This is a genomic window from Phenylobacterium kunshanense (assembly GCF_003254525.1).
Classification (GTDB): domain Bacteria; phylum Pseudomonadota; class Alphaproteobacteria; order Caulobacterales; family Caulobacteraceae; genus Phenylobacterium; species Phenylobacterium kunshanense.
The window spans coordinates 705085-730229 of the sequence record NZ_QFYS01000001.1 but is presented as its reverse complement, the minus strand read 5'-3'; the positions used below and the strand labels follow the sequence as shown (position 1 = coordinate 730229).

At 70.6% G+C, this 25145-nt stretch carries 29 protein-coding genes; 22 read left to right on the top strand and 7 right to left on the bottom strand.

The genetic code is table 11. The features are described 5' to 3' along the window. The first annotated feature begins 131 nt into the window (after positions 1 to 131). From dapA to DJ019_RS03725, 5 genes are all read left to right on the top strand, one after another. Positions 132 to 1019: a 4-hydroxy-tetrahydrodipicolinate synthase gene (gene dapA / locus DJ019_RS03745; RefSeq protein WP_111274621.1), complete on the top strand. Its 888-nt coding sequence runs from the start codon at positions 132 to 134 to the stop codon at positions 1017 to 1019. A gap of 17 nt (positions 1020 to 1036) precedes the next feature. After that, positions 1037 to 1495, top strand: a complete 459-nt coding sequence (gene smpB / locus DJ019_RS03740) for an SsrA-binding protein SmpB (protein ID WP_111274620.1) — start codon at positions 1037 to 1039, stop codon at positions 1493 to 1495. Between the two features lie 2 nt (positions 1496 to 1497). Next, entirely contained in the window at positions 1498 to 2223 is a 726-nt protein-coding gene (locus DJ019_RS03735) for a GNAT family N-acetyltransferase (RefSeq protein ID WP_111274619.1), read from the top strand. Between the two features lie 118 nt (positions 2224 to 2341). Continuing rightward, positions 2342 to 4171 (top strand): DUF885 domain-containing protein, encoded by a 1830-nt coding sequence (locus DJ019_RS03730; RefSeq protein WP_111274618.1) that lies wholly within the window; start codon positions 2342 to 2344, stop codon positions 4169 to 4171. Positions 4172 to 4240: 69 nt separating this feature from the next. Further along, complete coding sequence (locus DJ019_RS03725) at positions 4241 to 4627, top strand: rhodanese-like domain-containing protein (protein WP_111274617.1); 387 nt, start codon at positions 4241 to 4243, stop codon at positions 4625 to 4627. 6 nt (positions 4628 to 4633) lie between these two features. On the opposite strand, the gene DJ019_RS03720 is transcribed toward DJ019_RS03725, so the two are convergent. From DJ019_RS03720 to DJ019_RS03710, 3 genes are all read right to left on the bottom strand, one after another. Continuing rightward, positions 4634 to 6019, bottom strand: a complete 1386-nt coding sequence (locus DJ019_RS03720) for a M20/M25/M40 family metallo-hydrolase (RefSeq protein WP_111274616.1) — start codon at positions 6017 to 6019, stop codon at positions 4634 to 4636. 93 nt (positions 6020 to 6112) lie between these two features. Then, positions 6113 to 6775, bottom strand: coding sequence for a uracil-DNA glycosylase (locus DJ019_RS03715; protein ID WP_111274615.1), 663 nt, complete (start codon positions 6773 to 6775; stop codon positions 6113 to 6115). After that, positions 6762 to 7361 carry a LabA-like NYN domain-containing protein gene (locus DJ019_RS03710; RefSeq protein ID WP_111274614.1) on the bottom strand — a complete coding sequence of 200 codons (600 nt, stop codon included), beginning with the start codon at positions 7359 to 7361 and terminating at the stop codon, positions 6762 to 6764. The genes DJ019_RS03715 and DJ019_RS03710 overlap by 14 nt, the downstream gene beginning before the upstream one ends. 31 nt (positions 7362 to 7392) lie before the next feature. Here DJ019_RS03710 and folK point away from each other — a divergent pair, with 31 nt between their 5' ends. The 3 genes from folK (at position 7393) to DJ019_RS03695 (ending at position 10610) form a co-directional block, all read left to right on the top strand. Then, positions 7393 to 7881: a 2-amino-4-hydroxy-6-hydroxymethyldihydropteridine diphosphokinase gene (gene folK / locus DJ019_RS03705; RefSeq protein ID WP_165843884.1), complete on the top strand. Its 489-nt coding sequence runs from the start codon at positions 7393 to 7395 to the stop codon at positions 7879 to 7881. 93 nt (positions 7882 to 7974) lie between these two features. Next, a complete protein-coding gene (gene rpoZ, locus DJ019_RS03700; protein ID WP_111274612.1) occupies positions 7975 to 8334 on the top strand; it encodes a DNA-directed RNA polymerase subunit omega in 360 nt (119 codons plus the stop codon). 71 nt (positions 8335 to 8405) lie between these two features. Beyond that, positions 8406 to 10610, top strand: coding sequence for a RelA/SpoT family protein (locus DJ019_RS03695; protein WP_111274611.1), 2205 nt, complete (start codon positions 8406 to 8408; stop codon positions 10608 to 10610). Positions 10611 to 10774: 164 nt separating this feature from the next. Here DJ019_RS03695 and DJ019_RS03690 read toward each other — a convergent pair whose 3' ends face one another. Beyond that, a complete protein-coding gene (locus tag DJ019_RS03690) occupies positions 10775 to 11782 on the bottom strand; it encodes a hypothetical protein (RefSeq protein ID WP_111274610.1) in 1008 nt (335 codons plus the stop codon). A 110-nt stretch (positions 11783 to 11892) separates the two neighbouring features. On the opposite strand from DJ019_RS03690, the gene pyrE reads away from it, so the two are divergent. From pyrE to DJ019_RS03670, 4 genes are all read left to right on the top strand, one after another. Continuing rightward, on the top strand, positions 11893 to 12477 hold the full coding sequence (gene pyrE / locus DJ019_RS03685; protein ID WP_111274767.1) for an orotate phosphoribosyltransferase: 585 nt from the start codon (positions 11893 to 11895) through the stop codon (positions 12475 to 12477). 17 nt (positions 12478 to 12494) lie between these two features. Next, positions 12495 to 13253, top strand: a complete 759-nt coding sequence (locus DJ019_RS03680; RefSeq protein ID WP_111274609.1) for a pyridoxine 5'-phosphate synthase — start codon at positions 12495 to 12497, stop codon at positions 13251 to 13253. Further along, the gene (gene acpS, locus DJ019_RS03675; RefSeq protein WP_111274608.1) at positions 13250 to 13651 is read left to right on the top strand and encodes a holo-ACP synthase; all 402 of its coding nucleotides are present in this window, start codon (positions 13250 to 13252) and stop codon (positions 13649 to 13651) included. Before DJ019_RS03680 ends, acpS begins: the two co-directional genes overlap by 4 nt. 105 nt (positions 13652 to 13756) lie before the next feature. Beyond that, positions 13757 to 14176 (top strand): DUF2147 domain-containing protein, encoded by a 420-nt coding sequence (locus tag DJ019_RS03670; RefSeq protein WP_111274607.1) that lies wholly within the window; start codon positions 13757 to 13759, stop codon positions 14174 to 14176. Positions 14177 to 14191: 15 nt separating this feature from the next. Here the strand turns inward: DJ019_RS03670 and DJ019_RS03665 are convergent, their stop codons facing one another. After that, positions 14192 to 15220: a phosphotransferase family protein gene (locus DJ019_RS03665; protein WP_111274606.1), complete on the bottom strand. Its 1029-nt coding sequence runs from the start codon at positions 15218 to 15220 to the stop codon at positions 14192 to 14194. Positions 15221 to 15321: 101 nt separating this feature from the next. On the opposite strand from DJ019_RS03665, the gene DJ019_RS03660 reads away from it, so the two are divergent. After that, entirely contained in the window at positions 15322 to 15903 is a 582-nt protein-coding gene (locus DJ019_RS03660; RefSeq protein ID WP_111274605.1) for an SRPBCC family protein, read from the top strand. Positions 15904 to 16140: 237 nt separating this feature from the next. On the opposite strand, the gene DJ019_RS03655 is transcribed toward DJ019_RS03660, so the two are convergent. Continuing rightward, positions 16141 to 17043, bottom strand: a complete 903-nt coding sequence (locus DJ019_RS03655) for an EamA family transporter (protein ID WP_111274604.1) — start codon at positions 17041 to 17043, stop codon at positions 16141 to 16143. Positions 17044 to 17250: 207 nt separating this feature from the next. Here DJ019_RS03655 and lepB point away from each other — a divergent pair, with 207 nt between their 5' ends. The 4 genes from lepB to DJ019_RS03635 all read left to right on the top strand — a co-directional run bounded on the left by lepB (position 17251) and on the right by DJ019_RS03635 (position 20557). Then, positions 17251 to 18033 (top strand): signal peptidase I, encoded by a 783-nt coding sequence (lepB, locus tag DJ019_RS03650; RefSeq protein ID WP_111274603.1) that lies wholly within the window; start codon positions 17251 to 17253, stop codon positions 18031 to 18033. After that, a complete protein-coding gene (rnc, locus tag DJ019_RS03645; RefSeq protein WP_111274602.1) occupies positions 18030 to 18728 on the top strand; it encodes a ribonuclease III in 699 nt (232 codons plus the stop codon). The genes lepB and rnc overlap by 4 nt, the downstream gene beginning before the upstream one ends. Further along, the gene (gene era, locus DJ019_RS03640; RefSeq protein ID WP_111274601.1) at positions 18725 to 19660 is read left to right on the top strand and encodes a GTPase Era; all 936 of its coding nucleotides are present in this window, start codon (positions 18725 to 18727) and stop codon (positions 19658 to 19660) included. Before rnc ends, era begins: the two co-directional genes overlap by 4 nt. A gap of 75 nt (positions 19661 to 19735) precedes the next feature. Beyond that, a complete protein-coding gene (locus DJ019_RS03635) occupies positions 19736 to 20557 on the top strand; it encodes an arylamine N-acetyltransferase family protein (protein WP_111274600.1) in 822 nt (273 codons plus the stop codon). A gap of 351 nt (positions 20558 to 20908) precedes the next feature. Here DJ019_RS03635 and DJ019_RS03630 read toward each other — a convergent pair whose 3' ends face one another. Further along, a complete protein-coding gene (locus DJ019_RS03630) occupies positions 20909 to 21094 on the bottom strand; it encodes a hypothetical protein (RefSeq protein ID WP_111274599.1) in 186 nt (61 codons plus the stop codon). On the opposite strand from DJ019_RS03630, the gene recO reads away from it, so the two are divergent. The 5 genes from recO to DJ019_RS20890 all read left to right on the top strand — a co-directional run bounded on the left by recO (position 21050) and on the right by DJ019_RS20890 (position 25144). Beyond that, positions 21050 to 21781 (top strand): DNA repair protein RecO, encoded by a 732-nt coding sequence (gene recO / locus DJ019_RS03625; RefSeq protein WP_111274598.1) that lies wholly within the window; start codon positions 21050 to 21052, stop codon positions 21779 to 21781. The genes DJ019_RS03630 and recO overlap by 45 nt on opposite strands. A 148-nt stretch (positions 21782 to 21929) precedes the next feature. Next, positions 21930 to 22226, top strand: coding sequence for a hypothetical protein (locus DJ019_RS03620; protein ID WP_111274597.1), 297 nt, complete (start codon positions 21930 to 21932; stop codon positions 22224 to 22226). A gap of 141 nt (positions 22227 to 22367) precedes the next feature. Continuing rightward, positions 22368 to 22709, top strand: a complete 342-nt coding sequence (locus tag DJ019_RS21135; RefSeq protein ID WP_205854076.1) for a hypothetical protein — start codon at positions 22368 to 22370, stop codon at positions 22707 to 22709. Positions 22710 to 22721: 12 nt separating this feature from the next. Beyond that, entirely contained in the window at positions 22722 to 23969 is a 1248-nt protein-coding gene (locus DJ019_RS03610; RefSeq protein WP_111274596.1) for a radical SAM protein, read from the top strand. Further along, positions 23966 to 25144 carry a cupin domain-containing protein gene (locus tag DJ019_RS20890; protein WP_165843883.1) on the top strand — a complete coding sequence of 393 codons (1179 nt, stop codon included), beginning with the start codon at positions 23966 to 23968 and terminating at the stop codon, positions 25142 to 25144. The genes DJ019_RS03610 and DJ019_RS20890 overlap by 4 nt, the downstream gene beginning before the upstream one ends. Position 25145: the final 1 nt, after the last annotated feature.

The following is a 25145-nucleotide window of genomic DNA, read 5'->3' as shown; positions in this document are numbered from 1 at the left end:
CTCCCCCCGGACGGGGTGCACGAATTCTCGGCGGAATCGACATTGCGACCCACGCCTACGCCAACATATTGTCCGCCGAAATCTGAACGTCGCCTCACTGGGCGACATCTTCACGGCTTTTTGCACACCTCATGTCCGATCCTCTCTTCCGCGGCGTCCTGCCGGCGCTCGTGACTCCCTTCCGCGATGGCGCCGTCGACGAGGACGCCTTCGTCGCCCTGGTCGAACGCCAGATCGCCGGCGGCGTCCATGGCCTCGTCCCCGTCGGCACGACCGGCGAGACCGCCACCCTCAGCCACGAGGAGCACCGCCGCGTGGTCGAGCTGTGCGTCCAGACGGCGAAGGGCCGCGTGCCGGTCGTCGCGGGCGCCGGCTCCAATTCTACGGCCGAGGCGATCGAATTGGTGCAGCACGCCAAGCAGATCGGCGCCGACGCCGCCCTGGTGGTGACGCCCTACTATAATCGTCCCAGCCAGGAGGGGCTCTACGCCCACTACAAGGCGATCAACGACGCCGTGCAGCTTCCGGTGCTGGTCTACAACGTGCCGGCCCGCACCAGCGTGGACATCTCCAACGCCACCCTGGCGCGCCTGGCCAAGCTGCCCAACATCATCGGCATCAAGGACGCCACCGGCGACCTGCCGCGCGCCAGCCTCCAGCGCCTGGAGTGCGGCGAGGACTGGGTGATGCTGTCGGGGAACGACGACGGCGGCCTCGGCTACATGGCCCATGGCGGCCACGGCGCCATCTCGGTGACGTGCAATGTCGCCCCCGAACTCTGCGCCCAGTTCTACAACGACTGCATGGCCGGCGACTACGCCGCCGCCCTGCAGCTTCAGGACCGGCTCATCCGCCTGCATAAGGCCCTGTTCGCCGACGCCTCGCCGTCGCCGACCAAGTTCGCCCTCGCGCACCTCGGGCTTTGCCGGGAAGACGCCCGCCTGCCGATCACGCCTGCGTCGGAAGCGGCGCGCGCCGAGGTGCTGGCCGCGCTCAGGGAGGCCGGCATCGTCAACTGATGCCTATATGACCTGACATGGCTGGAAATCTGATCGCCGAGAACCGACGGGCGCGGTTCGACTACTTCCTCGAGCAGACGTTCGAGGCGGGCATCGCCCTGACCGGGTCCGAGGTGAAGTCGCTGCGCAACGGCCGCGCCAACATCGCCGAGAGCTATGCGGCGGTGGAGGGCGACGAGATCGTGCTCGTCAACGCCGACATCCCGCCCTACGCCCAGGCCGGCCCGCACTTCAACCACGAGCCGCGCCGGCCCCGGAAGCTGCTCCTGAAGCGGCGCGAGATCGAGAAGCTGATTGGCGCGGTGCAGCGGGAAGGCCGCACCCTAATCCCGACGAAGCTCTACTGGTCCGACAAGGGCCTGGCGAAGCTGGAGATCGCCCTCGCCAAGGGTAAGAACGTCCGCGACAAGCGCGACACGGTCGCCGAGCGCGACTGGCAGCGGGACAAGGCCCGCCTGATGCGGGAGAAGGGCTGAAGTTGGACGCGGCCGGGATCGAAAGCCTGGAGCGCGCCACCGTCGAGGCCGTCGCGCCGCCCGAGGTGCTGGAGATCGGCGGCTGGATCGTCCCCTTCGATCACGGCACGATCGGCCGGGCCAAGAGCGCCGCGCCGCTCCGCCATGACCTGGACGCCGCCGCCGTCGGCGAGATCGTGGCGGCCTATCGCGCCCGGGGTCTCCCGCCGGCCTTCCGCATCGCCGACGTTCCAGCCTTCGATGAGGTCCGCGCGGCCCTGTCGGCTCACGGCCTGACCGGCCAGCAGCCGACGGTGATGAAGGTCGGCGACGTCGCCGCCCTGGCCGCCTTCAGCGACGCTCCCGCCCGCGTCCTCGACCGGCCGGACGAGGCCTGGGCCGCTGTGTTCCTGGGCGAGGGCTTCGATCCGGCCGACGGCGCCCACCGCGTCGCCGCCCTGAGCCGCTCGCCCGGCGCCGTCTATGGCGCGGCGGGGGAGGGCGGGCTGACCCAGGCGGTCGGCGTCGCCTCCTTCGGCCAGGGCTGGGCCGGGATCCACGGCATGCGCACCGCGCCGGCCGCCCGCGGCCGGGGCCACGCCGGCGCCATCCTCGCCGCCCTCGGCCGCGCGATGCGGGCCCGCGGGATCGGCCGCGTCTTCCTGCAGGTGGAGGAAGGCAACCCCGCGCGCCGCATCTACCGCCGCGCCGGCTTCGCACCCGTCTGGACCTACCGCTACTGGCGCTAGGCGCGCGCCGAACCCGGATGGCGTTCGTCGACGAGTCGCTGAGGTTTAACGCGAATTCATTTCGCCCCAGCGTCGGCAGCCCGTAAGCCAGCCCCCAAATCCTGACTCTGGGGGCAATATGTTCCGCACCGCCTGTTCCGTCCTGGCGCTCACCGCCGTCCTCGCAACCACGCCGGCGATGGCCCAGGCCCCGGCGGCTCCGGCCGCCGCCGCGCCCGCGGCGGCCCAGTCCGAGGACGCCCGGCTCGCCGCCTTCTTCCAGGAGGCCTTCCTGGAAGCCGCGCGCCTCAGCCCCGAGACCCTCACCGCCCTCGGCATGAAGGAGCGCTACGCCGAGCTCGGCGACTACACCAAGGCGGGCCAGGGCAAGGCGCTGGCGGTGGCCGAGGCCCAGCTCGCCCGCATGAAGCGCGACTTCGACCGCGCCAAGCTCAGCGAGAACTCGCGGCTGTCGTATGATCTGTTCGAGAAGTCGGTCGTCACCCAGCGCCTCTTCGACAAGTGGTACTGGCAGAACTACGCCGTGTCCTCGAACGGCAGCGGCCTCGACAACCTGCCGGTCATGCTGATCAACAACCACCGGGTCGACAGCGTCGCCGACGCCGAGGCCTACGTCTCGCGCCTGAAGGCGTTCGAGCGCGTGGCCGGCGAGGTCAGCGCCGACATCGATGAGCGCACGGCCAAGGGCTACCTGCCGCCGTCCTTCGTGTTCGGCCGGGTCATTCCCGACGCCCAGAACCAGACCAAGGGCGCGCCCTTCGACGGCGGCGCGGATCACCCGGTCTGGGCCGACTTCAAGAAGAAGGTGGCGGCGCTCAAGGCGGACGACGCGACCAAGGCGCGTCTGTTGACCGCCGGGGAAGCTGCGCTGAAGGGCGAGTGGCGCCGCGGCTATGGCCGCTACATCGCTGCCCTCGAGGGCATGAAGGCCAAGGCGGCCACGGTGAACGGCGTCTGGGCGCTGCCGCAGGGCGAGGCCTACTACGCCGACATGGTGACCTTCTTCACCACCACCCCGCTGACGCCCGACCAGATCCACCAGACCGGCCTCTCGGAGGTCGCGCGGATCCGCGCCGAGATGGAGGTCATCAAGCAGAAGGTCGGCTTCAAGGGCACGCTGGACGAGTTCTTCGAGTTCGTCCGGACCGACCCCAAGACCCACTACCCGAACACCGACGCCGGCAAGCAGCAGTACCTGGCCGACGCCAAGAAGATCATCGCCGACTACATGGCCGTGGCGGACAAGCAGTTCTCGACCCTGCCGAAACAGGCGCTGGAGGTCCGCGCCGTGGAGCCGTTCCGCGAGAAGACCGCGTCCACCGCCTTCTACAATCCGGGCGCCCCGGACGGCAGCCGTCCGGGCATCTTCTATGTGAACTTGGCCGACATGACCCAGGTCCAGAAGGTCCAGCTTCCGGCCATCGCCTACCACGAGGGCGCGCCGGGGCATCACTTCCAGTTCGCGAGAGCCGCCGAGCAGCCCGACCTGCCGATGTTCCGCCGCTTCGCCTACTACGGCGCCTATCTGGAGGGCTGGGGCCTCTACGCCGAGAAGCTGGGCAAGGAGGCCGGCGGCTACCAGGACCCCTACGATGACTTCGGTCGCCTCAGCCTCGAGATCTGGCGGGCCGCCCGCCTCGTCCTCGACACCGGCATTCACGCCAAGAAGTGGAGCCGCGACCAGGCCATCGCCTACATGAAGGCCAACACCCTGAGCTCGGACCTCGACGTCGCCCGCGAGGTGGACCGCTACTTCACCAACCCCGGTCAGGCGACCAGCTACAAGGTGGGCCAGCTCAAGATCTCCGAGCTCCGTGCCAAGGCCGAGAAGGCGCTCGGCCCGAAGTTCGACGTCCGGGACTTCCACGAGGTCGTCCTGTCGGCCGGCGCCCTGCCGCTCGACGTGCTGGAGACGCGCGTCGACGCGTGGATCGCCCGCTCGAAGTAGCCCGCAGACCTGCTAACCTGCCGTCGTCGCCATGCGGCGCGGCGGCAGGTGGAGTGGAGGAAGCGTGCGATGACCAAGACCGTGAAGGACATGCTCGCGGCGGCCCATGAGGCGACGACGCGGATCACGCCCATGGAAGTCCTGGCCCTCATGGCCCAGGAGGACGCCCTCCTGCTCGACGTGCGCGACCCGCACGAGGTGGTCCAGACGGGCAAGCTCAAGGGCGCCAAGAACATCTCGCGCGGGATGCTCGAGTTCCGCGCCGACCCCGCCACGCCCTACCACGACCCCGACATCCGCAAGGACCGGGCGCTTGTGCTCTATTGCGCCTCGGGCGGGCGTTCGGCCCTGGCGTGCAAGACCCTGAAGGACATGGGCTACGAGCGCGTCCACAACCTCGGCGGCTTCAAGGACGCCGCCGAGGCCGGGATCGAGACCGAGCCCCACCAGTCCTGATCGGGCCTACTTGGCGAGCTCTTTCAGCAGGATGTCCCAGTGGGCCAGGTCGCCGTCGACGGCGGCGATCGGAGCCCGCTCGTTCAGGCCGTGGGCGAACTCGTCCGAGTCCTTCATGAACAGGCCCGAGACGCCATAGCTCGGCACGCCGGCGGCGCGGAAATACATGCTGTCGGTGGCGCCCGACGCCTGGGCGGGCACGATCGGCAGGCCCGGGAAGCGCGCGTGGACCGCCTTGGCCACCGCCTTCATCAGGTCGGGCCGCAGCGGCGAGGCCGGGCTGTCGATCGAGCCGTCGTCCAGCCGCGTCACCGTCACGCCGAGGTCCTTGGTCATCTCCGCGATCGTGCCCTTCACGCTCTCGGACGACACGCCGGGGAAGATCCGGCAGTTCACCGTGGCCGTCGCCTTCTGGGGCAGGGCGTTCGGCGCGTGGCCGCCCTCCAGCATCGTCGCGACGCAGGTCGTGTGCAGGGCGGGGCTGTAGTTGTAGTCGGCCCGGATGGTGTCGATCGCGGCCTTGTCGGTGGGATCGGCGGCGAACCGGCTCATGGCCTTGCCCACCTCGCCCGGCGTGTTCGGGCCCATGGCCGCCGCCGTCGCCCGGGTGATCTCGTTGTGCATCGTCGGCCACTTGTAGGCCTCGAGCCGGTCCAGCGCCTTGGCCAGGCGATAGATGGCGTTGGTCGGCGTCGGCCGGCTGGAGTGCCCGCCGGCGTCGGTCACGGTGAGGTGGAAGTCGGCATAGGTCTTCTCGGCGCCCTGGACGCCATAGGCCACTGGCTTGCCGTCCTCGGTCAGGCTGCCCCCGCCGCCGTCGGCGTTCAGCACCAGCTCGGCGTGCTTCAACCGCTCGGCCAGCGCCGCCGTGGTGCGCATGGTCGTCTCTTCGTCGCCGGAGAGGGCCAGGATCACGTCGCGGCCCGGCTTCCAGCCCTGCTTGCGCAGGTTGGCCAGCGTCGCGACCACCATGGAGACGTCGAACTTGTTGTCGGTCGCCCCGCGGCCGAAGACATAGCCGTTCTCCATCACGGCCGTGAACGGATCGCGGGTCCAGTCGGCCGCCTTCGCCTCCACCACGTCCATGTGGCCCGAGATGACGATCGGCTTCTTCTTCGGGTCCTTGCCGGGATAACGGGCGATCAGGAACGCCGTGCCGGCCATTGGCTCGATGGTGATCTCCTCGGCCTTGAACCCGCCGGCCATCAGCTCGCGCTTGAGGTACTCGGCATAGGGCACGAACTGGTCGCCGCCGGCCACGGTGCGATAGCCGATGCCGGTCGCCAGGATCTCCAGCGCCTTGGCGTGCAGGGCGGGATCGACCTTCGGCTGCGCGAACGCAGGCGCGGCGAGGGCGGTGGCGAGCAGGGCGGCGAGAAGCGTCTTGGGCACGTGCGGGAATCCGTGAAGCTGGACAGGCGGGCGACGCTACAGCCCATGTCCGGTCTCCGCCATAGCCCCAACCTGCTCGGCGACGAGCGGCGCCTAAACTTCGATCAGTTCGCGCGCCCGCCGGAAGACCGCCTCGAACATCTCCGCCGTCAGCCGGCCGGTGTTCGTGTTGAGCCGCGAGCAGTGGTAGCTGTTCAGCACCGTGTAGGGGCCCGCCGGGAACTCGGTCCCGTGGCCCGCGATTCCGGCCGACGCCTTCAGCCCCAGCGCCCGCAGCACGTTGCGCCGCGACACGTCGCCGAGGGTCACGATCACCTTCAGTCGCGGCAGGGCGGCCAGCCGCGCCGCCAGGAAAGGCCGGCAGGCGGTTTCCTCGGCCGTCTCGGGCTTGTTGCCGGGCGGAGCGCAGCGGACGGCGTTGGTGATCATGCAGTCGACCAGCGTCAGCCCGTCGTCGGGCCGCGCCTCGTAGGTCCCCCGCGCGAAGCCGGTCTTCAGCAGGGTGTCGTACAGCATCACGCCGGCCCCATCGCCGGTGAAGGGCCGCCCCGTCCGGTTGGCCCCCATGCGGCCGGGCGCGAGCCCCACCACGCAAAGCCGCGCGCCCTCGTCGCCGAACGAGGCGACCGCCCCGTTGAATCCCTCGGGGATCGAGCGCTGGTTCGCCTCGCGATAGGCCACCAGGCGCGGGCAAAGCGGGCAGTCGGCCGGGGCCTCAGGGGGCGCCTCGGCGGCCGCGGCCTCAGGCGTCGGCATCGGCGGCGCGGTCGTCGGGGTTCACGGCCCGGGCTTCCTGCAGGAACTTGGGCAGGCGCGACGGTCGGCCGATCAGGTCCGACAGATCGGCCAGGTCCACGAAGTTGTCGGCCTGCCGGCGCAGCTCGTCCGACACCATCGGCGGCTGCGACTTCACGGTCGAGACCACGGTCACCCGGCTGCCCTTGCGCTGCACCGCCTCCACCAGCCGGCGGAAGTCCCCGTCGCCCGAGAACAGCACCAGGTGGTCGGCGTGGTCGGCCATCTCCAGCATGTCGACGGCGATCTCCACGTCCATGTCGCCGCGCCAGCGCTTGCGGCCCTGGTTGTCCACGAACTCGCGCGCGGCCTTCGTCACCAGGCGGTAGCCGTTGTAGTCCAGCCAGTCGACCAGCGGCCGGATCGGCGAGTATTCCTCGTTCTCCACCAGCGCCGTGTAGTAGTAGGCGCGCACCAGCACGCTGCGCTTTTTGAACTCCTCCAGCAGCTTGCGGTAGTCGATGTCGAAGCCGAGGTTCTTGGCGGCGGAGTAGAGGTTCGCCCCGTCGATGAACAAGGCCAGCCGGTCCGTGGGGTAGAAGGTCATAATCACTGAGTTCCTGGACCTGGATCGGGTCGTGGTTGTCGCCCTGGGCAGCAACCTCGCCGGCGACTACGGCTCTTGCGAGGCTTTGCTGGAGGCGGCTCTGGCGCGGTTCCCGTCGGTCGGTCTGAAAATCCAAAAAAGGTCGGGCTGGTGGCGCTCGGCCGCCTGGCCCGATCCGAATGCCCCTGAGTATCGCAACGGCGTCGCGCTTGTCGAGGCGAACGCCGGGCCGGAGCAGGTGCTGGTGGCTCTCCTCGACCTGGAGGCGGCCATGGGGCGTGAGCGGGCAGGGCGGAACGCCCCGCGCACCCTGGACCTCGACCTGATCGCCCACGGCCGCGAGGTCCGCGATGCGCCAGGGCTCGTCCTCCCGCACCCGCGCGCCCACGAGCGCCGCTTCGTCATGGGCCCGCTCGCCGAGATCGCGCCGGCCTGGACCCATCCCGTCCTCGGCCTGACCGCCGCCGCCCTGGCCGCCGCGGCGACCGTGGGCCGCGACGCCACGCCGATCCGTCCGTGATCCGCCGCATCCGCCCTGCGGCCTTTGCGGCGTTGCACAAAAGCCTGCGACCCTCTATTTTCGCCGGTTCTACCTTTCCGTCTGAGAGACTCCATGGCCCGCGTCACCGTCGAAGACTGCATCGAGAAGGTCCCCAACCGCTTCAGCCTCGTGCTGCTGTCGGCCCATCGCGCCCGCGCCATCTCGGCCGGCGCCCAGATCCTGGTCGATCGCGACAACGACAAGAACCCGGTGGTGGCCCTGCGCGAGATCGCCGACGACGTGGTCGACGCCGAGGAGCTCAAGGAAACCCTGATCGGCACCCTGCAGCGCGTCGACGAGCGCTCCGAGGCCGAGGAAGAGGCCGAGACCCTGGCCCTGCTGGCTGATCCGACCCACATGCAGATGAGCGAGCTGGAGCTGGTCCGCGCGCTGCAGAGCGACCGGGACGGCGGCCAGGAGGAGCGGTACTGAGCCCCGAAGGCGCAGACCCTCCTACTCGGGAGGCGGCGCAGCCCGTCGCCTCTCCGGTCCAAGACGCACCTATGAAGCCGCCGGTCGCGACGGGTCCGCCCCGTCCGCGCATGCTTCGCCAGTTCGAGCTGATCGAGAAGGTCCGCTCGTACGACCCCACGGCCGATGAGGCGCTGCTGAACCGCGCCTACGTCTACGCCATGCGCCAGCACGGCTCCCAGAAGCGGGCCTCCGGCGATCCCTACTTCGCCCACCCCATCGAGGTGGCGGGCATCCTCACCGACTACCGCCTCGACACCGAGACCATCGTCACGGCGCTGCTGCACGACGTGATCGAGGACACCGACGCCACCCGTGAGAAGGTGGAGGAGCTGTTCGGGGCCGAGGTCGCCGAGCTCGTCGAGGGCGTCACCAAGCTCTCCAAGCTGGAGCTCTCCCAGGAGCATCTCCGCCAGGCGGAGAACCTGCGCAAGTTCATCCTCGCCATCTCCAAGGACGTCCGCGTCCTGCTGGTGAAGCTGGCCGACCGCCTGCACAACATGCGGACGCTTCACTTCATCAAGCATCCGGCCAAGCGCGAGCGGATCGCCCGCGAGACCCTCGACATCTACGCCCCGCTCGCCCGTTCGATCGGCGTGCACCGCATGTGCGAGGAGCTGGAGGAGCTGGCCTTCGCCCACCTCAATCCGGTGGGCCGCAACGCCATCCTGCGCCGCCTCGAGGCCCTGCGCGAGGAGCAGGGCGGCGCCGTCTCGCTGGTCAGCCAGGAGATCGCCGCCCGTCTCGACACCGCCGGCATCCCGGCCCGGGTCTTCGGGCGCGAGAAGCACGCCTTCTCGATCTGGCGGAAGCTCCAGCGCAAGTCGATCGGCTTCTCGCAGCTCTCCGACATCTACGCCTTCCGCGTCATCGTGGAGAACGAGGACGACTGCTACCGCGCCCTGGGCGTGATCCACCGCGCCTGGCCCAGCGTGCCCGAGCGGTTCAAGGACTACATCTCGACGCCGAAGCGGAACAACTACCGCTCGCTGCACACCACCGTCGTCGGCTACCGCGGCATGCGGGTGGAAATGCAGATCCGCACCGAAGCCATGGACCGCGTGGCCGAGGAGGGCGTGGCCGCCCACTGGCGCTACAAGAACGAGTCCTACGGCTTCGACGCCGAGCACCAGAAGCAGGCCGGCGGCCGCGACCCGCTGATCAACCTGCGCCACCTCGTCCAGGTGCTGGAACATGGCGGCGACGCCGAGGAGCTGGTCGAGCACGCCAAGCTCGAGATGTACCTCGACCAGGTGTTCGTCTTCACGCCCAAGGGCCAGCTCGTCAGCCTGCCGCGCGGGGCCATGCCGCTCGACTTCGCCTACGCCCTGCACACCGATATCGGCGACGCCTGCATCGGGGTGAAGATCAACGGCGAGCTGCGCCCGCTGCGCGCCACCCTGTCCAACGGCGACGTGGTCGAGGTGATCCGCGGCGGCAAGCCGGTGGTGCCGCCCGACTGGCGCTCGCTGACCGTCACCGGCCGCGCCCGCAGCGCGATCCGCCGCCACATCCGCCAGACCGAGCGGGAGGAGTTCGTCCGCCTCGGCCGCGCCACCGTCGACCAGATGTTCGAGGCGGCCGGCAAGACCCGCAAGGACGTCTCCCTCCGTCCGGCGCTCGATCGCTTCGCGGTCACGAGCGAGGAGGACCTGTTCGAGGCCGTGGGCCGCGGCCGCGCCACGCCCGGCCAGGTGCTGGAGACCGTCTTCCCCGGCCTCAAGGCCGCCGAGCGTGAGGCCGCCGCGGCCCGCCGGCACATCGGCGAAGGCAAGGCCCGGCTCTATGTTCGCGGCGGCGGCCTGACGCCCGGCGTCACCATCCACTTCGGCCAGTGCTGCTCGCCGGTGCCGGGCGACCGGATCGTCGGCATCCTGGAGAGTGACGGCCGTGGGCTCACGGTCCATGCGATCGACTGCGAGAAGCTGGCCGAGTACGAGGACCGCGAGGAGCTCTGGCGCGACCTGCAGTGGACGCCCGAGGCCGAGCGCAACGCCATCGCCCGCGCCCGCCTGACCGCCACCATCCGCAATGCGCCGGGCGTCCTGGGACAGGTCTGCACGATCATCGGCGACGCCGGCGGCAACATCGTGAACCTCAGGATGCACCACCGGCAGTCCGACTTCTTCGACGTGGACATCGACGTCGACGTCACCGACGCCCGCCACCTCACGCACATCTCCGCCGCCCTCCGCGCCAATCCGAGCGTGGAAGAAGTCGAGCGCACGAAGGGTTAGACCTCCGCGCCGGCGGAGGTCTGCATATTCAGACCACAGAAGACACAGAGAGACACGGAAGGTCGGTCGGCCACCTTCCGTGTTCCTCTGTGCTTTCCGTGGTTCCTAAGACGGCTTCGCCGTCTCGAGGCGATGCCGGTCGGTCGCCGTGAAAGATCGCCGCCCTACGGCAGCAGCACCACGCCCGTGACCTCGGTGCGGTAGCGCACCTCTTCGTCCCAGTGCTTCAGGATCCGGCTGAGGATGTAGGGCGGCGCCCAGTCGAAGTCCTCGTGGCGCGCGCCGCCGAGGAACAGCGGCGTGATCGAGCTGTAGTTCTGCTCGATGATCGCCTCGCAGTACGACCGGATGGTGGCCCGGTCGGTGGCCGCGGGGCCCAGGTCGCCGTCGACGGGCGCCCTTGCGCCCCCCACCGGGATCCAGAGGGTGGGGTAGGGCTGGTCGCCGATGATGCCCTTCAGCTTTTCCCGCCCCGACAGGTGCAGCCGCAGGGGGCCGACGCCCTTGGTGTAGGAGCTGGTGAGCAGGAAGGCGAGGTCGACCGACAGGATCAGCCGCCGCGGCGTCGCCCAGGACGTCAGCCGGAAGCCGGTGTCGATCGAGGGGCCGGCGAAGTCGCGGATGATCGCGCCGGTGTTGGGATTGGCGTACCACTCGTCGCGCAGCTCTGACTGGATCAGCACCGGGTCCTTGGCGGTGTCGGGCTCCAGCTGGCCGCCGCCCCGCCGGAAGAACACCTCGGAGTTCGGCAGCGGGAACAGTCCGATCCAGGCCGTCGACTTCACGTCCAGGTGCTGCTGGCCCTCGGTGTATTCGATCCGGTACCGCTCCAGGGCGGCCAGCCACACGTGCATCATGGCGTGGGCGTGGGACAGGCTCTGCAGCTCGCAGACGTAGAGCAGTTCGTCGCCGTTGCTCTTCCAGAACTCCGGCGCGCCCAGAGTCTCCTCGCGGCCGTCGGTGAAGGCGCGGTACTGGGTCTGAAGAACGAAGTCGAAGTTCCGGAAAAAGCCCAGGATTTCGGAGCGCCACGCGTTGCGCGACTGCTTGTACCTGGTGGAGCCCACCAGGTCAGCGCTCAGGAACAGCCGAAGACGCGGCTTCAGGCCCTCCGGGAAGTCGTCCGGAAAGACCTTCCGCTCGCTCGGCGCTTCTGCGCTTCTCGCGTGCAAACCCACCATCACCACGCAGGCTAGCCCGCCGGGCGCTAATGTAAGGTTGCCAGCGGGCAAGGTTGATGGACGCCGCGACAACCCGCCGCGACGCGGTGTATGGGAGCGCCATGAACACCGATGACGTCCTCGAAGAGTTCCGCGGCGCCGGCGCCCTGCGCGAAGGCCACTTCATCCTGGCCTCGGGTCGCCACAGCCCGATGTTCCTCCAGAAAAACTTGGTCTTTCAGTATCCTGACCGCACCGAGCGCCTGTGCCGGGCGCTGGCCGAGAAGATCGTCGCCCAGTTCGGCAAGCCCGACGTGATCGTGGCGCCCGCCGTCGGCGCCATCATCCCCGGCTACGAGGTCGCCCGCGCCCTGGGCGTGCCGTCGATCTATGTGGAGCGCGAAGACGGCAAGTTCCGGCTGCGGCGGGCGTTCAAGATCGCGCCGGGCGCCAAGGTCGTGGTCGTCGAGGACGTGATCACCACCGGCGGCTCGTTCCGCGAGGCGGTGGAGCCGGTGGCCGAGGCGGGCGGCGTCGTGCTGGCCTGCGCCTGCATCGTCGACCGTTCGGGCGGCAAGGCCGACGTCGGCTTTCCGCTGGTCGCGCTGGCGACGGTGGACGTGCCGTCCTACGCGCCCGACGAAATCCCGCCCGAACTGGCCGCGATCCCGGCCGAGGAGCCGGGCAGCAAGCGGCTGAAGGCCTGACAGCAAGGGGAGGGCGCATGAGCCGCCTCAGACTCGGCGTCAACATCGACCACGTCGCCACGGTGCGGAACGCGCGCGGCGAGGGCTACCCGGACCCCGTCCGGGCGGCCGAGATGGCGCTCGCGGCCGGCGCCGACGGCATCACCGCCCACCTGCGCGAGGACCGCCGCCACATCTCCGACGCCGACATCGAGGCGCTGGCGGTGATCTGCCGGCGTCGCGGCCGCCCCCTGAACTTCGAGTGCGCCGTCACGCCGGAGATGGAGGCCATCGCGCTGAAGCACCTGCCCCACGCGGCCTGCCTGGTCCCCGAGCGGCGCGAGGAGGTCACCACCGAGGGCGGGCTCGACGTGGTCCGCGGCGAGGGCGCGATCAGGCCGGTGGTTCAGAGGCTCGCCGCCGCCGGCATCCGCGTCTCGCTCTTCATCGACGCCGACGAGGCCCAGGTCGCCGCGTCGAAGGCGGTGGGCGCCCAGGTGGTCGAGCTGCACACCGGCGCCTACTGCCAGGCGGTCCGCGAGCGGCTCCCCCAGGCCGAGGCGCTTCTGCGCAAGCTTCAGGCCGCCGCGGCCCAGGCCCACGCGCTGGGCCTGGAGGTCCACGCCGGCCACGGCATCGACTACGAGACGGTGAAGCCCGTCGCCGCGATCCCCGAGCTGATGGAGCTCAACATCGGCCACTTCCTGATCGGCGAGGCCATCTTCATCGGCCTTGGCCCCGCCATCCAGCGCATGCGCGCCCTGATGGACGAGGCGCGCAGCCAGGCGGCCGCATGATCCTCGGCCTCGGGTCGGACCTGTCCGACATCCGCCGCATCCAGGCCAGCCTCGACCGGTTCGGCGACCGCTTCCGGATGCGCGTCTTCACCGAGATCGAGCGCGCCCGGTCCGACCGCAAGGCCGACGCCGCCGCCAGCTACGCCAAGCGCTTCGCCGCCAAGGAGGCCTGCGCCAAGGCGCTCGGCACCGGCATGCGCCGCGGCGTCTTCTGGCGCGACATGGGCGTGGTCAACATGCGCTCGGGCCAGCCGACCATGGCCCTCACCGGCGGCGCCCTCGCGCGGCTCCAGGAAATGACCCCGCCGGGCATGAAGGCGGTGATCCACCTCAGCCTCACCGACGACCATCCCTACGCCCAGGCGTTCGTGATCATCGAGGCCCTGCCGGAAGGCTGACGGCCCCGTTCATCGCGCAATCAGGTGCGAACCCCTATATGGCGCTCTGAGAACGAACACCGATCCGCCACGCGGCGGAACCAGGACCAAGGCCAAGACCAGAGAATGCGTGTCGTGAAATCCATCGTCGCCGCCCTCGCCGGAGCGGTCGCGCTCGCCGCGGCGGCGCCCGCCGCCGCCCAGGGCGACGCCTCGCTGTACGGCGTCTGGCGCAATCCCAAGAACTCCGTCCACGTCGACATCCGTCCCTGCGCCCAGGGCGCCTGCGGCTATGTCGTCTGGGCCAGCGACAAGGCCAAGAAGGACGCGGCCGAGGGCGGCACGCCCAACCTCGTCGGCCTCCAGCTCTTCCGCGAGTTCACCCCCCGCGCCAACGGCGTCTGGAAGGGCAAGGTCTTCATCCCCGACCTCAACCGCACCTTCACCGGCACGGCCGAGCCGCTGGACGGCAAGACCCTGCGCGCCAAGGGCTGCCTGCTCGCCAACGTGCTCTGCAAGGCCCAGACCTGGACCCGGGTGAGCTGATCCCTCGGAACGCGCTCAGCGGATCCAGCGCAGGGCGCGCTCGAACAGGCTGACGGTGTGGGCGTGCAGCCGGTCGCCTGTCTCCTTCGGCGCCTGGCCGGCGCAGGCGCGGGCGAAGGTCCCTTCCAGGATCAGGCCCAGCTTGTAGCACGCCAGCACCGCGTACCAGTCGATCGCGGCCATGTCCCGATGGGTGCGGGGCCGGTAGTGCTCCACCAGCTCCTGCGGGGTGGCGAAGCCGCGCCAGGGCTGGATGTTGACCCCGAAGTCGCGCGGCGCCTCGCTCTCCTGCCAGGTGGCCAGCAGCCAGCCCAGGTCCAGCAGCGGGTCGCCGATGGTGGTCAGCTCCCAGTCGACGATGGCCGCCAGTTCGGGCGCGTCCTTGCGGAACATCACGTTCGACAGGTGGAAATCGCCGTGGATGATCCCCGGCTGGAAGGTCGAGGGCCGGTGCCGCTCCAGCCACGCCGCCACCTCGTCCACGCCGGGAATGCCGCCCGGGCCCGGCCAGCCGGCGTACTGGCCATAGCTGTCGAGCTGCGACTTCCAGCGCGCCACCTGGCGCTCCAGGTAGTTGTCGACCTTGCCGAAGTCCGAAAGGCCCAGCGCCCGGTAGTCCAGCGCGCCCAGCGCGGCGATGCCCTCCACCATGGCCAGGCCCATCCGGTGGCGCGCGGCCTCCGACCCCGCATGCAGCGGCGGCAGGCCCGTGGTCGGATTGAAGCCCTCGATCGACTCCATCAGGTAGAACGCCGCGCCCAGCACGTCCTCGTCCGGGCAGGACGCGATCAGGCCCGGGTGCGGCACGTCCGTCCCCTTCAGCGCCGCCAGCATCCGCGCCTCGCGGCGCATGGTCTCGTTGGAATTGGCCCGAAGATGCGGCGGCGGGCGGCGCAGCACATAGGTCCGGCCCGCGCGGGAGAACCGCATCAGGATGTTCTGGGTGCCGCCGCCCAGCAGGGTGACGTCCTCCAGCGGCCCGCCGCCCAGCCCCTGGGCGTCCATCCAGCCGGCCAGCGCCTGCAGGTCCACTCCGGCGTCCATGGTTCCGTCCTTCCGTCCGATGCGTCCCCCCAACTAGGATGGTGGACGTTGCGGCGGGCAATCGGCTTTCGTGCGGAGCGCCCGACTCGGGGGGAACGACCATGATCACCAATCTCGCTCCGCCGCCGGGGTATGCGCCCAGCGACCCGCCGCCGCTCGGCCCGGCCCGCGGGCTGGTCTCGCGCGTCGAGGAGGCGGTCATCGAGCGCCCGCTGTCCGAGGTGGTGGCCGCCGTCGACGCCGCGCGGCTCGAGGACTGGATCGACGGTTCGGGAAGCCTGCCGGGCGTGCGCGGAACCTGCGTGTTGCGGGGCGAGCGCTTCGACGCGCCGGGTTCGCGCCACATGGTCTTCCTCACCGACGGGACGACGGTGGTCGAACAGGTCCTCGACAAGCATCGCGGCCCCGACGGCTACGGCTTCCGCTATCAGGTCTGGGACTATTCGACCCCGGCCGCGAAGCCGCTCCGCTACGGCCTCGGGGCCTTCGCCTACACGCCGCTGGACGGGGGAAATACCCACGTCCGCTGGACCTACGCCTTCGAGCTGCGCCCCGACCGCTTCCCCGGCCTGCTGGGCCCCAGGCTCGGCGGCTGGCTCCTGAAGAAGGCCCTGCTCGACGGCGCCTACGCCCAGTGGATGCGCGGCTCGCTCGCCCGCCTCAAGGCCATCGCGGAGCGGTGAGCCCGCGCCTCCCGCCGTCTGAAAGGCGGCGCGAGAGTCGTCCCGCATCCGGTGTCATCCCGGTTTGGGCGACAGCCCAAGACCGGGACCCAACGCCGTTCCGGGCTCCTGGGTGATCGGAAGCGGCTTCGGGGCGAAGGGCCGCTCCGGGGCGTGAAGCGTTCGGCAGGTTGGGTCCCGGTCTTCGCCTGCGGCGAAACCGGGATGACAGGCGGAGAGCCCTAGCAGGCCCGCCCCCTACGCAGCGCTCGCCGCCGCCCGCCAGGCCACGATCCGCGGCCACAGCGTGTTCAGGGCCAGGCCGCCCATCACCAGCACCGCCGCCGTCAGCTTCCAGCTCGTCAGCGGCTCGCCGAGCAGCATGGCCGAGGCGCCCATGCCGAACACCGGCACCAGCAGCGACAGCGGCGCGATGGTCGCCGCCGGGTGCCGCGCCAGCAGCCAGGCCCAGGCCGTGTAGCCGAAGATCGTGTTGCCCACCGACTGCCACAGCACCGCGCCCCAGGCCGCCGCGTCGGCGTTGGCGACGGCGTGCGACACCGCCGGCCAGCCCTCGACCGTCAGCGCCAGCGCGAACAGCGGCGGGGCGGAAAAGACGCTCGCCCAGACCACATAGGCCAGCATGTTCACCGGCCCGGCCGCCCGCGCCGCGGTGTTGCCGCCGGCCCAGGACAGGGCCGCGACCAGCACCAGGCCCAGGCCGATGGGCGTGACCTCGGCGTTGGTGTGGATCATCAGCCAGCCCAGCCCGCAGGCGGCCAGCAGCAGCGCCACGACCTGGTAGGTCCGCACCCGCTCGCCGGCCAGCAGCATGGCGAAGCCGATGGTGAAGAACACCTGCGTCTGCACGACCAGGCTGGCCAGCCCGGGCGAGATCCACTGGGTCATGGCGATGTAGAGCATGCCGAACTGGCCGACGCCGATCAGCACGCCGTAGAGCGCCAGGTTGCGCCACGACACGGCGGGGCGTTTCAGGAAGAAGATCGCCGGCAGCACCGCGAAGGTGAAGCGGAGCGCGGCGAACGTCAGGGGCGGGAAGTCCTCCAGCCCCCACTTGATGACCACGAAGTTCGTGCCCCACACGGCCACCACGACCAGGGCGAGCAGCAGGTGCAGCGGCGGCAGGGCAGGGCGATTCATCCTGCCTACATAGGCCGCTGGAACCGCCTGTCAGCAGTCCAGTCGCGACCGACTGGCCCTTTCCTGCGACGGCCGCATTTGCAGGCGGCCGATGGTCGCTCCTCCGGGGCCTGTCCCAAAGTTCACGGGCGCGAAACTTGCTCATGCGCTAGGGAGCGGATACGCAAGCTCCCGTTCCGGCGCCCCCGGAACCCTGAAGGATCATCGATGAGCGAGAACGTGCAGAGCGCTGAGACGCCCCAGAAGTCCGGCGCGGTCAAGGAGCTGGTGGAGATCGTCAAGACGATCGTCTACGCCCTGCTGATCGCCCTGTTCCTGCGCGTCCTGTTCTTCCAGCCCTTCACGATCCCCTCGGCCTCGATGGAGCCCAACCTCTACGAGGGCGACTACATCATCGTGTCCAAGTGGTCGTACGGCTACTCCAAGCACTCGATCCCGTTCAGCCCGCCGCTGTTCGAGGGCCGCATCATGGACAAGCCGGCCGAGCGGGGCGACGTGGTGGTCTTCAAGCTGCCCAGCGACGGCCACACCGACTACGTCAAGCGCGTCATCGGCCTGCCGGGCGACCGGGTGCAGATGAAGAACGGCCTGCTCTACATCAACGACAAGGAAGTGAAGCGCGAGCCGCTCTCGCCGGTGAAGACCCGCGTCGGCTATGGCGTGGAGCGCGAGGTCGCCCGCTACGAGGAAGAGGTCGAGGGCGGCCGCAAGTTCGCCACCCAGGATTGGGGCCCCGACGGCGACCTCGACAACACCGACGTCTTCGTTGTCCCCGAAGGCCACTACTTCATGATGGGCGACAACCGGGACAACTCGTCCGACAGCCGCGTGCCGCCGGCGCTCCAGGGCGTGGGCATGGTTCCGGCCGACTATCTGGTCGGCAAGGCGCAGATCATCCTGCTGTCGTGGAAGCCCGAGGCCTCGATCTTCAAGCCCTGGACCTGGGTCCTCGACGCGCGGCCCAGCCGGTTCTTCAAAGTCCTGAAATGAGCGGAAGATCGGCGGCGGTCGAGGAGCTCGAGCGCCGCATCGGCCATACCTTCGCCGACCGCAAGCTTCTGGAGCGGGCGCTGACGCACGCCTCCGTCGGCGACCGGCGTCCCCACATCGAGCACAACGAGCGGCTGGAGTTCTTCGGCGACCGGGTGCTGAACCTGATCATCGCCGAGGAGCTGCTGGCCCGCATGCCCGAGGCCCGCGAGGGCGAGCTCTCCGCCGCCTTCCACAAGCTGGTGAACCTGGAGACCTGCGCCGAGGTCGCGCGCCAGGTGGGCCTGCCCGCGACGCTGCTCATGGGCGGCGGCACCGGCAAGACCGGCATCCGCTTCAGCGACCGCGTCCTGGGCGACGCCTGCGAGGCCCTGATCGCCGCGCTCTACTTCGACGGGGGCCTGGAGGCCGCCCGCGCCTTCGTCGTCCAGGCCTGGGACGCGCCGTTCCGCCGCCTGGGCGAGCCGAAGCAGCGCCACCCCAAGGTCGTCCTGCAGGAATGGGCCTTCGGACGCGGCCTGCCCGCGCCCCGCTACACCGTGCTGGAACAGTCCGGCCCCAGCCACAAGCCGACCTTCCGCCTGGAGCTGTTCGTCCAGGGCTTCGAGCCGGTGACGGGGGCGGGCGGCTCCATCCGCGACGCGGAAAAGGTCGTCGCCGAACAGATGCTGTCCAGAATCGAGGACGTGAAATGACCAGCCGGGCCGGCTTCGCCGCGATCATCGGCGCGCCCAATGCGGGCAAGTCCACCCTGACCAACCGCCTCGTCGGGGCCAAGGTCTCCATCGTGACCCAGAAGGTCCAGACCACGCGCTTCCCGGTGCGTGGCGTCGCCATCGCCGGCGAGACCCAGATCGTGCTGGTCGACACCCCTGGCATCTTCCAGCCGCGCCGCAAGCTGGACCGCGCCATGGTCCGCGCCGCCTGGGGCGGGGCCGAGGACGCCGACGCCGTCGTCCACCTCGTCGACGCCGCCGCCGAGATCGCCGTCCAGGGCCCCGACGCCAAGCCGGCCGACCGCCGCGCCGTCGCCGATGTGGAGTCCATCGTCGAGGGCCTCAAGAAGGCCGGGCGCAAGGCGATCCTGGCCCTCAACAAGATCGACGCGGTGAAGCGCGACCAGCTCCTGGCGCTCTCGCAGAAGCTTTTCGATACAGGCGTCTATTCCGAGGTCTTCATGATCTCCGCCGCCACCGGCTCCGGGGTCGACGACCTCAAGGCGCGGCTCGCCGGGATGATGCCCGAGAACCCCTGGTTCTACCCCGAGGACCAGACCGCCGACCTGCCGGCCCGCCTGCTGGCCGCCGAGATCACGCGCGAGAAGCTGTACCTCCGCGTCCACGAGGAGCTGCCCTATTCGGCCGCCGTGGAGACCACCGCCTTCCAGGAGCGCAAGGACGGCTCGGTCCGCATCGAGCAGACCATCTATGTGGAGCGCGAGAGCCAGCGCCCCATCGTGCTCGGCAAGGGCGGCCAGACCCTGAAGTGGATCGGCCAGAAGGCCCGCGAGGAGCTCACCGAGCTGCTGGATCGCCCCGTGCACCTCTTCCTGCACGTCACCGTCGACGAGCGCTGGGCCGACAAGCGCGAGTTCTACGGCGACGTGGGCCTCGACTTCGACGTCTGACCTCCCGGCGGTGGCATGCCACCGGCGCCGAAAGTGGCCCTAGGCGCACAGGCCGCTTCTCCGTATCTGGCGCCCATGACCGACCTTGCCGCCTATTTCGCCCGCATCGGCCACGACGGCCCGACGGCGCCGACCCTGGACACCCTGCGCGCGCTGCACGAGCGCCATCCCGCCTCGATCCCCTTCGAGGCCATCGACGTGCTGCTGGACCGCGGCGTCGACATCTCGCCGGCCGCCGTGGACGCCAAGCTGATCGACGGCCGGCGCGGCGGCTACTGCTTCGAGCACAACAGCCTGTTCCGGCGCGTGCTCACCGAGCTGGGCTTCGAGGTCACCGGCCTCGCCGCGCGCGTCCGCTGGAACCAGCCCGACGAGGCCCCGCTGCAGCCCCGCACGCATCAGGTCCTGCGCGTCGAGCTGGACGGAACCTCCTGGCTGGTGGACGTGGGCTTCGGCGGCGCCGTCATGACCGCGCCCCTGCGGCTGGAGCCGGACACCGTCCAGTCCACCGACCACGACGACTACCGCCTCGTCCCCATCGACCCCGCGCAGGGCGGCGGCCTGGCGCTCCAGATGCGCCGCGATGCCGGCTGGATCCCCGTCTACGACCTCTCGCTCACCCCTTGCGCGCCGGCCGACTACGAGATGGCCAACTGGTTCACCTCGACCCACCCCACCTCGATCTTCCGCAACGTGGTCATGGTCGCCAAGACCGCCCCCGACGCCCGCCACGGCCTGCTCTTCAACCGCCTCTCCACCCGCCCCCGCGGCGGCGAGACCACCGTCGCCACCCTCGACGCCCCCGGCATCGAATCCGCCCTCCGCGACATCTTCGGCCTCCCCGTCGAGCCGTCCTGGCGGCCGCTCATCGAAAGGGCCGCGGCGCACGAGTGGTAGGGCGGCGAACGCCTCTCCACGGTGTCATCCCGGTTTCGCCGCAGGCGAAGACCGGGACCCAACCCGCCGGTAGCTCCGCGTTGAGGAAGCGACCTCCGCGCGGAATGCCCGCACATTGGATCGACGCCTAGCGGACCCAAGATCCTCCCCCGCAGGGGGAGGTGGCCCGGAGGGCCGGAGGGGGTTTCCGCCGCTGCCTCTGGGGATGAAACCCCCTCAGTCGCTCCGCGACAGCTCCCCCTGAGGGGGAGCATCTCGGTGACCACTTCCACCCGCCGCTGAACTTCAGCAAGTCCGCTTCCGACAAACCGGCTCGCCGCCGCCGCCCCCGGGGCTTGGCCGCCCCAGCCCTCACGCCGCCGCCCGACGCCGCCTCGTTCCGCTCCGCCGCATCTGGCCCACCAGGCCGATGAGCTCGGCCAGAGCCGCCTCCAGCTCGGGCGGATAGGCGAGGGACTGGATTTCCGCCGCGGGCGCCGCCAGCTTGCCGGCATGGAATTCGTCGACGACGCCTTCGTGCTGGCCGCCCGCGCCCATGGCGAGTCCGGCGCCATCGTCGAGCTGCTCACCGCCGCCCACGGCAAGTACGCCGCCCACGTGGCCGGCGGGGGCTCCCGGCGCCTCAGGCCCTTCCTCCAGCCCGGCGCCCGGGCGGTGGTCACCTTCCGCGCCCGCGTCGAGGGCCAGCTCGGCTCGGCGAGCCTGGAGCCGGTGGGGCAGGGGCCAGCGGAGCACTTCGACGACGCCCTCGCGCTCGCCGGCATCGCCGCCGCCGCCGCCGTCGCCGCCGGGGCACTGCCGGAGCGAGAGCCGCACCCGGGGGCCTACCTCGCCTTCGAGGCGCTCACCGCCGCCTTCGCCCACCCGGAGATCTGGCCGGCGGTGTTCGTCCGCTTCGAGGCGGGGCTGCTGCAGGAGCTGGGCTTCGGCCTCGACCTGTCCAAATGCGCCGCCACGGGCGCCGTGGACGACCTGGTGTATGTCAGCCCCCGCACGGGGCGCGCGGTAAGCCGCGACGCCGGCGAACCGTACAAGGACCGGCTCCTCGGCCTGCCGCCCTTCCTGCTCTCGGCCCAGGCGCGGCTGGAAGCTGGCGATGTCGGGGCGGGCCTGGCGCTGACGGGCCACTTCCTCGAAGCCTTCATCTTCGGCCCGCTGAACCGGCCGCTCCCACCGGCGCGCATCTGGCTGCTCGACCGCCTGCGCGAGGCCGGGCGCCTCTGACGCGCCGTCCGCGAAGGGCAGCCAGACGAGATAGGCCAGGGTCGCCAGCGCCAGGGGCAGGGTCGCCACCCCCAGGCCGCAGGCCACCGCGATCGGCGGGAAGGGCGCCCCGGCCAGCACGCTCGCCAGCATCACGCACGCCTGCACGGTGGTCAGGCCCAGGGCGTCCTGCAACGTCTTCTCGGCGTCCCACGGCGTCGGCTCGGCCCGCACGCCCTGCCAGCGGGTCTGCAGGGTGACGATCGCCAGCACGGCGCTCGGGATCAACAGGCCGGCGATCCACAACCCTGCGGCGCGCGCCAGCCCCTCGCCGGTGGCCGAGGCCCCGACGGCGAGCATCGCCAGCGGCCCGGTTCCCGCGAGGGTGAACCAGGCGCGGACGTTCAGCCGGCGCGTCTTCCACAACATCCGGCCAAGCTTGTCGCTCGCGTTTAAGCCGCCATGAAGGGACAGGCTTATCTTGGGTTCACCACGTGCGGCGGATCGTCCTGCCGGCAAGCTTGACCATTCGGATAACACGGGTTTGTGAAAGTTGACAACCTAGGCGGGAGAGCGCAGCGTCACCTCCAGACCAAGGAGGCAGGACATGGCTGACAAGGACACCGACTCCGAAATGGCCGCCCGGGCGGAACAACGGAAGAAGCTGGCCACCTTCTCGCTGGCCCAGCGGGAGCTGATCGGAAAGGCCATCATCGACGGCCTGATCAACCCGGACATCATTTCCAGCTCCGGCGGCGGCGGGAATTACATCCAGGACGGCGGCCCCTACACCCAGTCGGGCGGCGGCAATCACTGGCAGGGCGGCAACGGCGGCTACAACCAGAGCAAGGCGATCCTGGACAGGCTGGGCTTCGACCCCGCCGAGCTCGTCTCGAAGCTGGTGACCGAGCAGCTCAAGGTCGCCGAACAGATCAGAACCCGCGGCTGACGACGGTCGAAGATGGCGGCGGGCAGGGGCGACCTGGGCTCTGAACACCGGGCAGCGGGAGCCCGTCCGCCATTCAGCCTGGCGCACCCGGGCTCGATCGAGGCGCTCCAGGTCGTCTACAAGGTGGCCGAGCGCTGCAACATCAACTGCAGCTACTGCTACTACTTCAACATGGGCGAGGACTCGGCGCTGGACCGGCCCGCCCGCGTCGCCCCCGAGGTGACCGAGGCGCTCGGGCGCTGGCTGGCGCAGGGCTGCGTCGACCTCGACATCCCGCGCGTGAAGCTCTCCTTCCACGGCGGCGAGCCGACGATGATGGGCCCGCGGGCCTTCGCGGCGGCCTGTTCCGCGCTGGAGGCCAGCGTCGGGCGCGCGGCCGACCTCGCCCTCTCCATTCAGACCAACGGCCTGCTCGTCGACGAGGACTGGGCGGCCATCTTCGCCCGCCATCGCGTGGGCGTGGGGGTCAGCATCGACGGGCCGGCCGAGGTGAACGACCGCTTCCGGCTCGACCGGCGCGGCCGCTCCACCCATGCGGCGACCGAGCGGGCGATCCGTCTCCTCATCGACCGGTACCACGACGGCGCGCCCTGGCCCTCGACGATCAGCGTGGTCCAGCCCGGCCCCGACTACGGCGAGGTCTATCGCTACCTGCGCGGCCTGGGCGTGTTCGAGATGAGCTTCCTGCTCGCCGACCGCAGCCGCGACGACCACGCCTTCCTGGCCTCGGACGGCCCGCGCCGCTTCGGGGAGGCCATGGTCGCGATCTTCCACGCCTGGCTGGCGGAGGACGACCGCCGCGTGCAGGTCCGTTTCATCGAGGAGGCGCTCTCGCACTTCGTCGTCGGCGCCCCGGCCGCGCGGCTGGTCGAGCGGCCCCGCAAGTCGAACCAGATCCTGATCGCCCGCAGCGACGGGACCGTCACGGTGGACGACACCTTCACCCCCGCGCTCGGCTGGTACCGCACAGCGCCCGTCTTCGACATCCGGACCACGCCGCTGCGCGAGGTCCTGGCCCATCCCATCTTCGCCGAGGTCGACCGGCTGCAGCAGAGCCTGCCCACGGCCTGCGGCGACTGCCGCTGGCGCGCGGCCTGCGGTGGGGGCGACATCGAGAACCGCTTCGCCGCCGACACCGGCTTCGACAACCCGTCCGTCTACTGCGACGCCTACCGCCACTTCTACCAGCAGGTCACCGAGACCCTGGTGCGCAACGGCTATCCCCGGGCGGTGGCCGAAGAGAAGTTCCGGGCCGCGTGACCGGGCCCACGGACCTTGCCGCGCTGCTGGCGCCGTTGCCGGTGGACAGCTTCTTCGCCGAGGTCTGGGGCCGCCGCCACCACCACGGCCGCGCGCCCGCGCCCGACCGCTTCGCCGCCCTGCTGCCCGACCGCCGCCTGGAGGAGGTGCTGGCGGCGCTTCGGCCCCAGCCCGACATGCTGCGGCTGGTCAGCCAGGGCCAGACGCTGCCCTTCGACCAGCTCGTGCTGCCCGACGGCGCCGTCGACCTGGTGCAGGTGCGCAATCGCTATGCGGAGGGGCACAGCATCGTGCTCAATGGCGTGGAGCGGTTCGCGCCCGAGCTTCGCCTGCTGACCAACGCCATCGCCGCCGACACCGATTTCGAGACCCAGATCAACGTCTACGCCACGCCGCCCCGCGCCCAGGGCTTCGCGCCCCACTTCGACGACCACGACGTCCTGGTCCTGCAGGTGCGCGGCTCCAAGATCTGGCATGTCCACCTGTCCTCGCCGATCGTGCCCCCCGAACGGTTCCGCCAGCGGGAGCGCGCGGTCGATCCCGCGACGCTGGGCGAGCCGACGCGCATCGTGCTGGCGCCGGGCGACGTGCTCTACCTGCCACGCGGGCTGGTCCATGCGGCGGAGACCGACGCCGGCGCCTCGGTCCACCTGACCATCGGCTTCCACCCGCCGAACCTCCTGGCCGTCCTCAGCGCCGCCCTCGAAGCGCGCAGCCTTTCCGGCGGGACGCTGCTGGAACGCGCGCCGCCGCGCTATCTCGGCGACAGGGCCGCCCGCGCCCGCCTGGCCGCCGCCGTCCGCGACCTGGCCGCGGCGCTCGACGACGGGGACGTGGACCGCGGCCTCGCGGCGCTGGAGGACCGCCTCATCCGCTCCGCCCGCTGCGGCGTCACCGGCGACTTCATCGGGGCGGGCGAGACCGCGATCGGACGCGACACCCGCCTGCGGCGCTCCACGCCCCTGCCGGCCCGGCTCGTGGACCTGGGCGAGTCCGTCGGCCTCCAGTTCGCCCAGGCGCTGGTCGTCGCCGACCGGGAGCACCGGCCCGCCTTCGAATACCTCCTGGCCCAGTCCGGCCCCTTCGCCGTCGCCGATCTCCCGGGCCTGCCCCCCGAGGCTCAGGCCGCCCTGGCCGAAAAGCTCATCCAGGACGGCTTCCTGACGCAGGCCTGAG